Origin of the sequence: Aquipuribacter nitratireducens, from assembly GCF_037860835.1 — a bacterium.
In the GTDB taxonomy this organism is placed as follows: domain Bacteria; phylum Actinomycetota; class Actinomycetes; order Actinomycetales; family JBBAYJ01; genus Aquipuribacter; species Aquipuribacter nitratireducens.
In genome coordinates, this window is the sequence record NZ_JBBEOG010000002.1 from 209,337 (window position 1) to 222,060 (window position 12,724).

A 12,724-nucleotide genomic window follows, 5' to 3' on the forward strand; every position below is an offset into this window, starting at 1 on the left:
CCGCTCGGCCGGCTCGGCCGGCTCGGCCGGCTCAGCCGTTCGGGCCCGTCATGGTGGTGACGTCGAGGTAGCGGTCGAGCTGCTCCTCGGTCAGCCGCTCTCCGTCGACGTGCCCGAGCTCGACGACGGCCTCCCGGATCGTGATGCGACGCGCGAGCGCGTGCTTCGCCACCTTCGCCGCGGCCTCGTAGCCGATCACGCGGTTCAGCGGGGTGACGATCGAGGGCGAGGACTCCGCGAACGCGCGGCACCGCTCGGCGTCGGCCTCGATGCCGCGGACGCACCGGTCCGCGAGCAGCCGGCTCGCGTTCGCGAGCAGGCGCGCGGACTCCAGCACGTTGCGCGCCATGACCGGGATCTGGACGTTGAGCTCGAACGAGCCGCTCGCCCCGGCGAAGGCGACGGCCGCGTCGTTGCCGACGACCTGCGAGCACACCATGAGCGTGGCCTCCGGCAGCACCGGGTTCACCTTGCCCGGCATGATGGAGCTTCCCGGCTGGAGGTCGGGCAGGCGGATCTCCGCGAGGCCCGTGGTCGGGCCCGACGCCTTCCAGCGCAGGTCGTTGCACACCTTCGTGAGGCTGACCGCCACCGTCCGCAGCGCCCCGGAGGCCTCGACGAGACCGTCGCGCGCCCCCTGCGCCTCGAAGTGGTCCCGCGCCTCGGTGACGGGGAGGCCCGTCTCCGCGGCGAGGCGGGCGACGACCGCCGCGGCGAACCCGTCGGGGGTGTTGATGCCCGTCCCGACGGCGGTGCCGCCCAGCGGCACCTCCGCGACGCGCGGGAGCACCGCGTCGACCCGCTCGACGCCGCGGCGCACCTGCGCCGCCCAGCCGCCGAACTCCTGTCCCAGCGTCACCGGGGTCGCGTCCATGAGGTGCGTGCGGCCGGAGGTCACGACGTCGGAGAACTCCGCGGCCTTCGCCTCGAGGGCGCCGGCGAGGTGCTCCAGCGCAGGGACCAGCTCCTGGGCGAGGGCCGCGGTCGCGGCGACGTGCACGGAGGTGGGGAACACGTCGTTGCTCGACTGCGAGGCGTTGACGTGGTCGTTGGGGTGGACGTCGCGACCGAGCCGCCGCGTCGCGAGGGTGGCGAGGACCTCGTTCATGTTCATGTTGCTGGACGTGCCGGAGCCGGTCTGGAAGACGTCGACGGGGAACTGCGCGTCGAAGCGGCCCTCCGGGGCGCCTGCGACGACCTCGTCCGCTGCCGCGGCGACCGCCTGCGCGACGTCGGCGTCGAGGACGCCGAGCTCGGCGTTGACCTGCGCCGCCGCCTTCTTCACGCGCGCGAGGGCGACGACGTGGGCGCGCTCGAGCCCGACGCCGCTGATGGGGAAGTTCTCGACCGCGCGCTGGGTCTGCGCCCGGTACAGGGCGTCGGCCGGCACGCGGACCTCACCCATCGTGTCCCGCTCGACGCGGTAGCCGTCGTCCGTCGTTGCCTGCGGGCTGCCCTCGTGGTTCGTCATGGGCCCCATCATGGTCCCGTGCCCGCCAGCCGAGGAGCCGCCCCGTCCGTGCCCGCGTGGCTGGTGCCGGCGCAGGCCGGGCTCGCCGCCGCCCACGTCGTGTCGGGTGGTCCGCGCCTGCCCGTCCCCGACCGCGCCGTCGCCCCCGTGCGGGTCGTCGGCGCGGTCGCGGTGGTGACGGGGCTCGCGACCGCCGGGGTCTCGGCGGCGGGTCTGGGGCGGGACCTCACCGCCTCACCCGTGCCGCGCGACGGGGCCGCCCTGCGCACCCGCGGCGCCTTCGCGCGGGTGCGGCACCCCGTCTACCTCGGTCTCCTCGTGGCGTCCGGCGGGGCGGTGCTCGCGCGGCAGCGGGTGACGACGCTCCTCGCGGCCTGCGGCCTCGCCGGTCTGCTCCACGTGAAGGCAGGCGTGGAGGACCGGGTCCTCGAGGAGCGGTTCGGGCAGGAGTGGCGGGACTACGCGGCGCGCGTGCCCCGGCTCGTGCCCGGACTCAGGTGGTCGTGACGCCGCGGGACCACACGGGTGCGACGACGCCCTCGGCGAGGTCGTAGGCGGCCGCGACGACCCCGAGCCCGCCGCCGTCGGTGCGCTCGCGCAGGACGTCGGAGCGGGCGAGGAGCGCGTGGGCCGTCACCTCGGCGTGGGTGCGGACGACCTCGTCGACCTGGCTCCGGCCCCGCCCGGCCGCCTCGTGCACGCTCGGGGTGACGAGGTCGACGACGTCGCGGACGAAGCCGCCGGGCGCCGGGCCGCCGGCGTCGGTGGCGACCGCGGCCGCCACGGCGCCGCAGGAGTGGTGGCCGAGGACGACGACGAGGGCCACCCCGAGCGCGTCGACGGCGAACTCCAGCGACCCCAGCACCGCGGTGTCGACGACGTGGCCGGCGGTGCGGACGACGAAGAGGTCGCCGAGACCGCGGTCGAACACGAGCTCGGCCGCCACGCGGGAGTCGCTGCACCCGAGGACCGCGGCGAACGGTGCCTGGCCGGCAACCGCCGCGCGGCGCGTCCCGAGGTCGGCGTTGGGGCGCTCGGCACGGTCCTCCGCGAACCTGCGGTTGCCCTCCGTCAGGGTCCGCCACGCCTCGTCGGGTGTCACGGTGCGCTCCTCTCCAGCTCGTCCCGGCTCGGCGGGTCCGCCCCGGGCCGGGAGCACGTGATCGCCGCGACCCGGGCGGCGTGGGACAGGACGGCGGTCAGCGTGTCGGCGTCGGCCGCCCCGAGGGCCTCCCGGCGGTCGGCGCCGAGGAGGCGCTGCGCGGCCAGTCCGTCGAGCAGACCGGACATGAACGCGTCGCCCGCGCCGACGGTGTCGACCACGGCGGTCGGGGGCGTGTCGACGTGGACGCTGCCGCCGGCGCTCACCGCGTCCGCGCCGCCCGCGCCGCGGGTCACCACGACGAGCGAGGGCCCGCGCAGCAGCCAGGCGCCCGCGACGTCGAGCGGGTCGACGCCCGGTCGCAGCCACGCGAGGTCCTCGTCGCTCACCTTCACCACGTCGGCGACCCCGACGTAGGCGAGCACCTTCGCCAGCGCGAGGTCGGGCTCGCCCATGAGCGCGGGCCGCGTGTTCGGGTCGTAGGAGATCGTCGAGCGGTGCCGCGTCCGCGACAGCAGGCCCTCCGCGACGGCCCCGCCCGGGCCGAGCACGGCGGCGATGGACCCGGTGTGGACGACGTCGAAGCCCTCGTGGCCGGTGAGCGCGTCGAGGTCGACGGTCGGCAGCGTCGGGTCGAGGTCGAACTCGTACGTCGCGACGCCGCCCGCGTCCAGGCGCGCGGTCGCGGTCGGGGTGCGCGCGGCGCCGCGCGAGCCGGCCACGAGGGTGACGCCCGAGGCGCGCAGGTGGTCGGCGACGAGCGCGCCGTCGTCGTCCTCGCCCACCCACGTCAGCAGCTCGGCGCGGTGCCCGAGCCGGGCCAGGCCGAGCGCGACGTTCGCGGGACTGCCGCCCGGGTGACGCCCGAGGGGCTGGCCCTCCGGCCCCACGACGACGTCGACGAGTGCCTCTCCGACCACCAGCGCCCGTGCCACGGCAGGCAGGCTATCGGGCGCGTGGCTCCCCACCCCACGACCAGGGCCGCTAGCGTCTGCGGTCATGGCCGCTGCGGTGGAGGGCACCCCGCCCGCGCGGGCGCGCCCGTGGACATTCCTGTCCAACCACGGCCACGTCCTCGTGCAGGTGAGCCGCGACCCGGAGGCGAGGCTGCGGGACATCGCCGCGGGGGTGGGGATCACCGAGCGCGCGGCGCAGTCCATCCTCGTCGACCTCGAGCAGGGCGGGTACGTGTCGAAGACCCGGGTCGGGCGCCGCAACTCCTACCGCGTCCACGACGACCTGCCGTTCCGGCACCCGGCGGAGTCCGCCCACGCGGTCGGTGAGCTGCTCCGCATCTTCAGCGACGCCGAGGCCCCGGCGGGCTGAGCCGGCCCCGCGTGGGTGACGATGGGCGCGTGAGCGAGCAGGCCCGGCCCCCGCGGCGCGGTGCGCGCGGCACCGCCCTCGACATGGTGCGCAGCCTCGCGGTCATCCTCGTGCTCGTGGCCGGCGTCCTCGTCCTCGCGCCGATGCCGGGCGAGGTGCGCCAGCCCGCGGTCGACACGACCGTCGCGCTCGCGGCCGCGGACGCCGCCCGAGCCGAGGTGGGCCTCGAGCCCGTCCTGCCGCTGGGCGGTCCGGCGCCGGAGGGAGCGGCGGCCGCGACCCCGTCGGGGCAGGCCGTCACCGTCGTCACCCTCGGCGAGGGCTGGCAGGTGGACTACGCCCGCAGCCAGGTGGTCGAGGACGTGCCGACGTGGCGGGTGGGGCTGCTGTCGCCGGACGACCGCCGCGTCGACGTCGAGCAGGCCCGCGACGTCACAGAGCGGTGGCTCGCGCGGGCGGACGACGCGTCGGTGCTCGACGCGGCGGAGCCGCTCGAGGTCGGCGGGACCACGTGGTGGCGCTACACGCGCGGCGACGACCGGACGACGTACCGGTTCGACGGACCGGCGGGCACGACGACGCTCGTGCACGCCGCCGACGACGTGCCCGCCCTCGTCGACGTCGTCGAGGCCGTCAGCCCGGTCCTCAACGGACGCTGATCAGTCCGCGCGGGCTCCCTCGTCGAGTCGTCGCAGGGCGCCGTCCAGCACCTCCTGGCACCGGGCGGCGAGCGCCTCGCCGCGTTCCCACAGCCGCAGCGACTCCTCGAGGTCGGCGCCGCCGGACTCGAGGCGTCGCACGACGTCCACGAGCTCGTCGCGCGCCGCCTCGTACGTCATGTCGCCGGGCTCTGGGAGGCTGTCGTCGGACGTGGTCACGGGTTGCTCCTCGGGGTGGGGTCGACGGTCGTCACGCGGGCCTCGAGGGCGCCGCCGGCGAGCGCGACGTGGACGGTGTCGCCGGCTGCGGCCCGCCGGGCGTCGGTGAGGACGTGCCCGTCGGCGCCGCGCACGACGGCGTAACCGCGGGCCAGCGTCGCGCCGGGCGACACCGCACGCAGGTGGGCGAGGGTCGCCGTCAGGGTCTCGGCGTGCCGCCGGGCGGTCCGTCGCGCCGCGCCGTGGCCCCGCTCGCGGAGCTCGACGACCGCGCGCCGCCGGTCGGCGAAGAGCGTGCGCAGGTCCCGCAGGGCCGGGCGGGAGCGCAGGTCCGTGAGCGCCTCGCGCTCGCGCTCGACCCGGCGTCGCACCGCCTGGTGCCCGCGGCCGCGGGCCTCGGCGAGGAGCCGGGCCTCCTCGGTGGCGTCGGGCACGACCCGGCGGGCGGCGTCCGTCGGTGTCGACGCGCGTACGTCGGCGACGAGGTCGAGCAGGGGTGTGTCCGTCTCGTGGCCGATGGCGGACACGACGGGGGTGCGGCACGCGGCGACCGCCCGCACGAGCGCCTCGTTGCTGAAGGGGAGCAGGTCCTCGGTCGACCCGCCGCCGCGGGCCACGACGATGACGTCGACGCCGGCGTCGGCGTCGAGCGCGGCGAGCGCCTCGCCGACCTCGGTGACGGCGAGCGGACCCTGCACGGCGACCTCCCGCACGACGACCCGCACGGCGGGCCAGCGGCGGCGCGCGTTGTCCACTACGTCCCGCTCGGCGGCGCTGCCGCGCCCGCACACGAGGCCGACGGCGCGGGGCAGGAACGGCAGCGGCCGCTTCCGCGCGGGGTCGAAGAGGCCCTCGCCGGCGAGTGTGCGACGCAGCTGCTCGAGCCGGGCGAGGAGCTCGCCCTCGCCGACCGGCCGCACGACGACGACGAAGAGCGACAGCGTCCCCCGGCCGGTGTGGAAGCGGACCTGCACCCGCAGCACGACCCGGGCCCCCTCCCGGACGCCCGGCCCGGCGGCGTCGAGGGTGCGGAGGGGGACGACCGCCGACATGCGGGTGTCGGTGTCGGTGTCGCGGACGTCGAGGAAGGCCAGGCCCGACCGGCGGGCCAGGGACACGACCTGGGCCTCGACCCACAGCGCCGGCATCCTGTCGACGTACACCCCGATGTTGTGCGCGAGGAGCCGCAGCGGCCACGGCCGCTCGGCGGTGGTGTCCGCCGCGCGGTCGGGCAACGGGTCGGGGACGCGGCTCATCGTCGGCAAACCTACGATGGGGGGGTGACCGAACCCCGCAAGCGTGTCCTCCTGGCCGCCCCCCGCGGGTACTGCGCCGGCGTCGACCGGGCCGTCGTGGCCGTCGAGAAGGCGCTCGAGCTGTACGGCCCGCCCGTCTACGTCCGCAAGCAGATCGTCCACAACAAGCACGTCGTGGAGACCCTCGCGGCGCGCGGGGCGGTGTTCGTCGACGAGACCGACGAGGTGCCCGAGGGCGCGCGCGTGGTCTTCAGCGCCCACGGGGTGTCCCCGCAGGTCCACGCGGAGGCCGCGCGCCGGATGCTGCAGACGATCGATGCGACGTGCCCCCTCGTCACGAAGGTGCACCGCGAGGCCGTCCGCTTCGCCGACGACGACTTCGACATCCTCCTCATCGGCCACGCCGGGCACGAGGAGGTCGAGGGCACCGCGGGCGAGGCGCCGGAGCGGATCCAGCTCGTCGACGGCCCCGACGACGTCGACGGCGTCGTCGTCCGCGACCCGTCCCGCGTCGTGTGGCTGTCCCAGACCACCCTGAGCGTCGACGAGACGATGGAGACCGTCCGCCGGCTGCGGGAGCGCTTCCCCGAGATGCAGGACCCGCCGAGCGACGACATCTGCTACGCCACCCAGAACCGGCAGGTGGCGGTCAAGAAGGTCGCGCGGGACGCCGAGCTCGTCGTCGTCGTGGGCTCGGCCAACTCCTCCAACAGCGTCCGGCTCGTCGAGGTGGCGCTGGAGAACGGCGCCCAGGCCTCCTACCGGGTCGACAACGCCCGCGAGCTCGACGAGGCGTGGCTCGAGGGTGTCGAGACGGTGGGCGTGACCTCCGGTGCGTCGGTGCCCGAGATCCTCGTCCGCGAGGTCCTCGACTGGCTCGCGGAGCGCGGGTACGGCGACTGCGAGGAGGTCGTCACCGCCGAGGAGGACCTCCTGTTCTCCCTGCCCAAGGAGCTGCGGCGCGACATCAAGCAGGCGAAGCTCGCGCAGGCCGCGGCCAAGGCCTGACGGTGGGCGAGCCGCCGACCGACTGGGTGAGCGGTGAGCGGGTCTTCGCCCCGCCCACCGGCACCCTCGACGTCGACTGGCTCGTCCCCGCCGTCCTCGACGCCCTGCCCGGCACCGCGCCGACAGCCGCACGCGCCGCCCTGGAGCGGGCCCGCGCGCGGCTGCACGCGGCTCCCGACACGCCGGAGCTCCACGACGAGCTCGAGCTGACCGCCGACGCCGTCGTCCGAGAAGCGGCGGAGGCCTTCCGGACCTGAGCCGCGCACGCCGTCACGCCGCCGCGGCGAGCAGACCGGCGAGATGGCGTTCCACCAGGCCCTCGGGGCCGTCCCAGGCTCCCGGGGGGGAGGTGCGACGGACACGAGGCGGCGAGCGCCACGACCGGACCGCGCAGCGTCTCCGACGTCATCGGCGATCTCATGGACCGACCCTCCACCCGACCCCGCACACAACCCGACAGGCCCGACCCGACGGGCCCGACCCGACAGGCCCGACCCGACAGGCTCAGCCCGCGCGCCGCCGACCGTCGGTCCCGGTGAGCGCGTCCGCCCCGTCCGGGCCCTCCAGCAGCTCCGGTGCCGTCAGCCCGCGTGGGACGGAGTCGACCGGGTCGAGGGCGGCGAGCTCGTCGGCGACGACGTCGAGGTCGTGCATCCGGCGGGCGGTCACGAGCACGCGGGTCTCCAGCGTCGCGACGAGGGCGTTGTAGTCGTCGACCGACCGCTGGAGGTCCCGCCCGAGCTTCGCGGTCCGGTTCCCCAGCGTCCCGAGTCGCGTGTAGAGCTCGCGACCGACCTCGTGGACCTCGCGCGCGGCTCCCGCGAGCGACTCCTGCTGCCACGTGAGGGCCACGGTGCGCAGCAGCGCGAGCAGCGTGGTGGGGGTCGCGAGCACGACCCGCTTCGCCATGGCCGCCTCCAGCAGAGCGGGGTCGGCCTCGCACGCCGCCGCGAGGAAGGCCTCACCCGGCACGAAGCACACGACGAGCTCGGGGGAGCCGGCCACGGCGGTCCAGTACTCCTTCGCGGCGAGGGCGTCGACGTGCGTGCGGAGAGCCCGTGCGTGGTCGGTGTGACGCTGCTCGAGGAACGCCGCCATCGGGGCCTTGGCGTCGACGACGACGTGCTTGCCGCCGGGCAGGTGGACGACGAGGTCCGGGCGGACCAGGGCCCCGGAGGCCGTGGTCCCGCTCACCTGCTGGGAGAAGTCGACCCGGGCGAGCATGCCCGCGTGCTCCACGACCCGCCGCAGGTGGACCTCGCCCCACGACCCGCGGGCGTTGGGGGAGCGCAGGGCCCCGGACAGGGTCGCGGTCTCGCCCCGGAGCGCCTCGCTCGCCTCCAGCAGGCCGCGCACCTGCTCGCGCAGCCCCGCGTACTGGTCGACGCGGTCGCGCTCGAGGGTGGCGACCTGCCGCTCGACGCGCGCCAGCGCGGAGGACAGGGGACCGAGGGCGCGGGCGTGCTCGTCGCGGTCCCCGAGCGCCGCCTGCAGGTCGGCCACCCGGCCGCGGAGCAGGTCGCGCTCCGCCGTGACCCCGGCCCGGACGGCGGCCGCGCGGGGCCGGAGCACCACGACCGCACCGACGGCGCCGAGGACCAGCCCGACGACAGCCGCGAGGAGGAGCGGCCCCGTTGACACCACGACGTCCATGCCCACGATCGTCCGCGAGGCCCCCGACACAACCGCGGAGGACACCCCGGCCCGGCCCGTAGACTCCCCCCACGTGGCTCTGACCATCGGCATCGTCGGCCTTCCCAACGTCGGCAAGTCCACCCTCTTCAACGCGCTCACCGCCAACGACGTGCTCGCGGCGAACTACCCGTTCGCCACCATCGAGCCCAACGTCGGCGTGGTGCCGCTGCCCGACCCGCGCCTGGCGGTGCTGGCCCGGCTGTTCGACAGCGAGCGGGTCGTCCCCGCGACCGTGTCGTTCGTCGACATCGCCGGCATCGTGAAGGGGGCGAGCGAGGGACAGGGCCTGGGGAACAAGTTCCTCGCGAACATCCGCGAGGCGGACGCGATCTGCCAGGTGATCCGCGCGTTCGTCGACGACGACGTCACGCACGTCGACGGCCGAGTCGACCCCGCGGCCGACATCGAGACGATCAACACCGAGCTCGTCCTCGCCGACCTCCAGACCGTCGAGAACGCGCTGCCGCGCCTGGAGAAGGAGGTGAGGGGCAAGAAGGCCGACCCCGCCGTCCTCGAGGCCGCCCGAGCTGCCGAGGCGGCGCTGAGCGACGGGCTGCCGCTCTCCACCGCGGTGAAGGCGGGTCGGCTCGAGCCCGCGCACCTCCGTGAGCTGGGCCTGCTCACCACGAAGCCGTTCCTCTACGTCTTCAACGTCGACCCCGCGAGCCTCGGCGACGACCCGGCGGCGCTCGCCGCCCGTGAGCGTCTCCAGCAGCTCGTCGCACCGGCCGAGGCGATCTTCCTCGACGCCCAGCTGGAGTCCGAGCTCGCCGGCCTCGACGCCGACGACGCGGCCGAGCTGCTCGCCGAGTCCGGCCAGAGCGAACCGGGGCTGCACCAGCTCGCGCGCGTCGGCTTCGCGACGCTCGGGCTGCAGACCTACCTGACCGCGGGCCCGAAGGAGTCCCGGGCCTGGACGATCCCGCAGGGCGCGACGGCGCCGGAGGCGGCCGGCGTCATCCACACCGACTTCCAGCGCGGCTTCATCAAGGCGGAGGTCGTGTCCTACGACGACCTCGTCGACGCGGGCTCGATGACGGAGGCGAAGTCGCGGGGCAGGGTCCGCATGGAGGGCAAGGACTACGTGATGGCGGACGGCGACGTCGTCGAGTTCCGGTTCAACGTGTGACGGGTCTCGACGACCCGGTCGTCGCCGTCGCCTGCCTCCTCGCCGTCGGCCTCGGCGCGCTCGTCCAGGGCGTCCTTGGCTTCGGCCTCGCGCTGCTCTCCGTCCCCGTCCTCGCGCTCCTCGCCCCGGAGCTGGTCCCGGTGGCCGTCCTCGTCGCCGTCCTGCCCCTCACGGTGCTCCAGGCCGTCCGGGAACGCGCGCACCTCGACCTCCGTGGACTGGGCTGGGCCCTCGTCGGGCGGGTCCCCGGTGGCGCGGTCGGCGCCCTCGCGGTGGCGTGGCTGCCCGTGCGCGGGCTCCAGGTGCTCGTCGCCGCCGTGGTCCTCCTCGCCGTCGCGGCCTCGGTCCGGGCCGACCGGCGGGTCGAGGCCCCGGGCGCGCCCGCGCGTGCCCGACCGGGACGCTCCCCGCGCCGCACCTCCCTCACGCTCGCGGGCGCACTCAGCGGCGTCGGCGGTACGACCGCCGGGATCGGCGGGCCGCCGATGGCGATCGCCTACCGCAACGCCGCGGGCGGCACCCTCCGGGCGACGCTCGCGACGTTCTTCCTGGTCGGGGCGCTGCTGAGCATCGGCTCGCTCGTCGCCGTCGGCGAGGTGAGCCGCGCCGACCTCGTCGCCGGCGCCGTCCTCGTCCCGGCCGTGCTCGTCGGGTACGTCGCGGCCGCGCCGCTGCGCCGCCGGCTCGCCGCCGGTCGGCTGCGCCGTGGCGTCCTCGGGCTGTCCGCCGTGGCGGGGACGGCGCTGCTCGCCCAGGCCGCTCTCGGCTGACTGCCCGGAATCTCCCGGTACGTCACGGATGGTGTGCGAACGACGACTCCGCGCTACCAGCGGGTAACGAGCACACACCCACAACGGTTGCGACTCGGTAACGCCCCTACGGACGTTCTTGCACCGTCCGTCCGGTCTGGGGCATGTTTCGGCGGTCACCCGCCGTGAGGGGCCATGAGCCCTGCGGCGACGCAGAACCCTTATGGAGGATCCCCTGTGATCAGCACCCGGAAGAGCGCGAAGTACGTCGCGCTGCTCGCCGGCTCCGCCCTCGTGCTCAGTGCGTGCGCGACCTCGGGCGAGTCGGACGACGAGGCCACGGTCGGCGGCGGCGCCGCCGAGACCGAGCCAGGCGACGACGCCAGCGCCCCTGCAGCCGGCGGTGAGGGCACCTTCACCTGGGCGTACGAGCAGGAGATCTTCTCGTACAACTCCGACACCGCGGACACCAACGCCAGCGCCAACGCGGTCGCCCTCAACCCCGTCCTGCGCGGCTTCTGGTACTTCGGGCCCGACGGCAGCGTCGTGCCCGACGAGGAGTACGGCTCGTTCGAGGTCACGAGCGAGGACCCGCTGACCATCGAGTACACGTTCGCCGAGGAGGCCGTCTGGTCCGACGGCGAGCCGATCGACTGCGACGACGCCGTCCTGTACTGGGCGGCCCAGAACGGCGGCTTCCCCGAGTTCTCCGCCGCCGGGAACACCGGCTACGAGGACCACGCCCGGCCCGACTGCGCCGACGGCGACAAGACCTTCACCGTCACGTACGAGACGCCGTACGCCGACTACGCGGCCACCTACGGCGCCATCAAGCCGGCTCACATCCTCGAGCAGGAGAGCGGCGTCGAGGACATCATCGCCGCCGTCGACGCGGGCGACGCGGCGGCCCTCACCCCGGCCGCCGAATTCTGGAACACCGGGTGGAACTTCGCGCCCGGCGAGTGGAACAGCGACATCGCGCTGTCCTCCGGTCCCTACCTCGTCGACAGCTGGGACGCCGGGCAGTCGATCACCTACACGGCGAACCCCGAGTGGTGGGGCACCCCGCCGGCCTCGGACACCATCGTCACGCGCTTCATCGGCCAGGACGCCCAGGCCCAGGCGCTGCAGAACGGCGAGATCCAGGCCATGGCCCCCCAGCCCAGCCCCGACCTGCTCGCGCAGCTCGAGGCGATCGGTGACGCGGTCGAGGTCGAGGGCCAGGACCAGTACACGTACGAGCACTGGGACTTCAACTTCCAGGGCGAGTTCGCGGACCCGATCCTCCGCGAGGCGTTCGCGCTGTGCCTGCCGCGCCAGACGATGATCGACAACCTCATCGCCCCGCTCAACCCCGAGGCCGAGGTGCTCAACGCGCGCTTCGTCTTCCCGTTCGAGAACGGGTACCAGGAGGTCGTCGACGCGGCCTACGCCGACCAGTCCGAGCAGGACATCGAGGCGGCCGCCGCGCTCCTCGAGGAGAACGGCCTCACCGGCACCACGCTGCGCCTCGGGCACAACGCGAACCCGCGCCGCCAGCAGGAGGCCGCCCTCATCGTCGACGCCTGCGGCCCCAGCGGCGCCGGCTTCGACGTCCAGGACATCGGCAACGAGAACTTCTTCGAGGCCGACGGCGAGCTCGCCACGGGCGCCTTCGACGTCGCGCAGTTCGCGTGGGCGGGCTCCCCGCTGAAGTCGGGCTCCGTCTCGACGTTCGAGTGCGTCCCCGAGGGTGAGCCCAAGGGCAACAACAACGGCTACTACTGCAACGAGGAGGTCGACGCCCTGCTCGAGCAGCTGACGCAGGAGCCCGACCCGGACGCGCAGCTGGAGCTCGTCACCCAGATCGAGACGATCCTCTGGGAGGACCTCGCGACGATCCCGGGCTTCACCTTCCCGGGTCTGCTCGCCACCGCCTCCGGTGTCGAGGGTGTCGTCTACAACCCGACCCAGGCCGACCTCACGTGGAACGCGTGGGAGTGGCGCAACACCGCCCAGTGACGGCTGACGCCTGACCTGAGCACCAGCACCACCAGCACCGACACGAGACGGGGCCCCGCCCGCACGGCGGGGCCCCGTCCCGTTGCCCGGCCCGACATCTCGGGCGTAC

The 12,724-nt window shown here is 75.0% G+C and carries 14 protein-coding genes; 8 read left to right on the plus strand and 6 right to left on the minus strand.

What is annotated here, in order from left to right; translation table 11 throughout:
• Positions 1-31: 31 nt before the first annotated feature.
• Positions 32-1,471 (minus strand): class II fumarate hydratase, encoded by a 1,440-nt coding sequence (locus WAB14_RS04375; protein WP_340267765.1) that lies wholly within the window; start codon positions 1,469-1,471, stop codon positions 32-34.
• 18 nt (positions 1,472-1,489) lie between these two features.
• Here WAB14_RS04375 and WAB14_RS04380 point away from each other — a divergent pair, with 18 nt between their 5' ends.
• Entirely contained in the window at positions 1,490-1,978 is a 489-nt protein-coding gene (locus WAB14_RS04380) for a methyltransferase family protein (protein WP_340267767.1), read from the plus strand.
• Here the strand turns inward: WAB14_RS04380 and WAB14_RS04385 are convergent.
• Together WAB14_RS04385 and WAB14_RS04390 are read right to left on the minus strand one after the other, a co-directional pair.
• Positions 1,965-2,573, minus strand: coding sequence for a carbonic anhydrase (locus WAB14_RS04385; RefSeq protein WP_340267769.1), 609 nt, complete (start codon positions 2,571-2,573; stop codon positions 1,965-1,967). The genes WAB14_RS04380 and WAB14_RS04385 overlap by 14 nt on opposite strands.
• The gene (locus WAB14_RS04390; protein WP_340267771.1) at positions 2,570-3,508 is read right to left on the minus strand and encodes a carbohydrate kinase family protein; all 939 of its coding nucleotides are present in this window, start codon (positions 3,506-3,508) and stop codon (positions 2,570-2,572) included. Before WAB14_RS04390 ends, WAB14_RS04385 begins: the two co-directional genes overlap by 4 nt.
• A gap of 64 nt (positions 3,509-3,572) precedes the next feature.
• On the opposite strand from WAB14_RS04390, the gene WAB14_RS04395 reads away from it, so the two are divergent.
• The gene (locus tag WAB14_RS04395) at positions 3,573-3,899 is read left to right on the plus strand and encodes a helix-turn-helix transcriptional regulator (protein ID WP_340267773.1); all 327 of its coding nucleotides are present in this window, start codon (positions 3,573-3,575) and stop codon (positions 3,897-3,899) included.
• Positions 3,900-3,928: 29 nt separating this feature from the next.
• Entirely contained in the window at positions 3,929-4,558 is a 630-nt protein-coding gene (locus tag WAB14_RS04400) for a DUF4245 family protein (RefSeq protein ID WP_340267775.1), read from the plus strand.
• On the opposite strand, the gene WAB14_RS04405 is transcribed toward WAB14_RS04400, so the two are convergent.
• Positions 4,559-4,738 carry an exodeoxyribonuclease VII small subunit gene (locus tag WAB14_RS04405; RefSeq protein ID WP_340268459.1) on the minus strand — a complete coding sequence of 60 codons (180 nt, stop codon included), beginning with the start codon at positions 4,736-4,738 and terminating at the stop codon, positions 4,559-4,561.
• Positions 4,739-4,773: 35 nt separating this feature from the next.
• Positions 4,774-6,033, minus strand: coding sequence for an exodeoxyribonuclease VII large subunit (xseA, locus tag WAB14_RS04410; protein WP_340267777.1), 1,260 nt, complete (start codon positions 6,031-6,033; stop codon positions 4,774-4,776).
• A 24-nt stretch (positions 6,034-6,057) separates the two neighbouring features.
• Here xseA and WAB14_RS04415 point away from each other — a divergent pair, with 24 nt between their 5' ends.
• A complete protein-coding gene (locus WAB14_RS04415; protein WP_340267779.1) occupies positions 6,058-7,041 on the plus strand; it encodes a 4-hydroxy-3-methylbut-2-enyl diphosphate reductase in 984 nt (327 codons plus the stop codon).
• 2 nt (positions 7,042-7,043) lie between these two features.
• Positions 7,044-7,298 carry a hypothetical protein gene (locus tag WAB14_RS04420; protein ID WP_340267781.1) on the plus strand — a complete coding sequence of 85 codons (255 nt, stop codon included), beginning with the start codon at positions 7,044-7,046 and terminating at the stop codon, positions 7,296-7,298.
• 247 nt (positions 7,299-7,545) lie between these two features.
• On the opposite strand, the gene WAB14_RS04425 is transcribed toward WAB14_RS04420, so the two are convergent.
• Positions 7,546-8,694 (minus strand): DNA recombination protein RmuC, encoded by a 1,149-nt coding sequence (locus tag WAB14_RS04425; RefSeq protein WP_340267783.1) that lies wholly within the window; start codon positions 8,692-8,694, stop codon positions 7,546-7,548.
• Between the two features lie 73 nt (positions 8,695-8,767).
• Between WAB14_RS04425 and ychF the strand changes: the two genes are divergently transcribed.
• The 3 genes from ychF to WAB14_RS04440 all read left to right on the plus strand — a co-directional run bounded on the left by ychF (position 8,768) and on the right by WAB14_RS04440 (position 12,615).
• Positions 8,768-9,865, plus strand: coding sequence for a redox-regulated ATPase YchF (gene ychF / locus WAB14_RS04430; protein ID WP_340267785.1), 1,098 nt, complete (start codon positions 8,768-8,770; stop codon positions 9,863-9,865).
• The gene (locus WAB14_RS04435; RefSeq protein ID WP_340267787.1) at positions 9,862-10,635 is read left to right on the plus strand and encodes a sulfite exporter TauE/SafE family protein; all 774 of its coding nucleotides are present in this window, start codon (positions 9,862-9,864) and stop codon (positions 10,633-10,635) included. The genes ychF and WAB14_RS04435 overlap by 4 nt, the downstream gene beginning before the upstream one ends.
• A 216-nt stretch (positions 10,636-10,851) precedes the next feature.
• Positions 10,852-12,615, plus strand: a complete 1,764-nt coding sequence (locus WAB14_RS04440; protein ID WP_340267789.1) for an ABC transporter family substrate-binding protein — start codon at positions 10,852-10,854, stop codon at positions 12,613-12,615.
• The last annotated feature ends 109 nt before the right edge of the window (positions 12,616-12,724 follow it).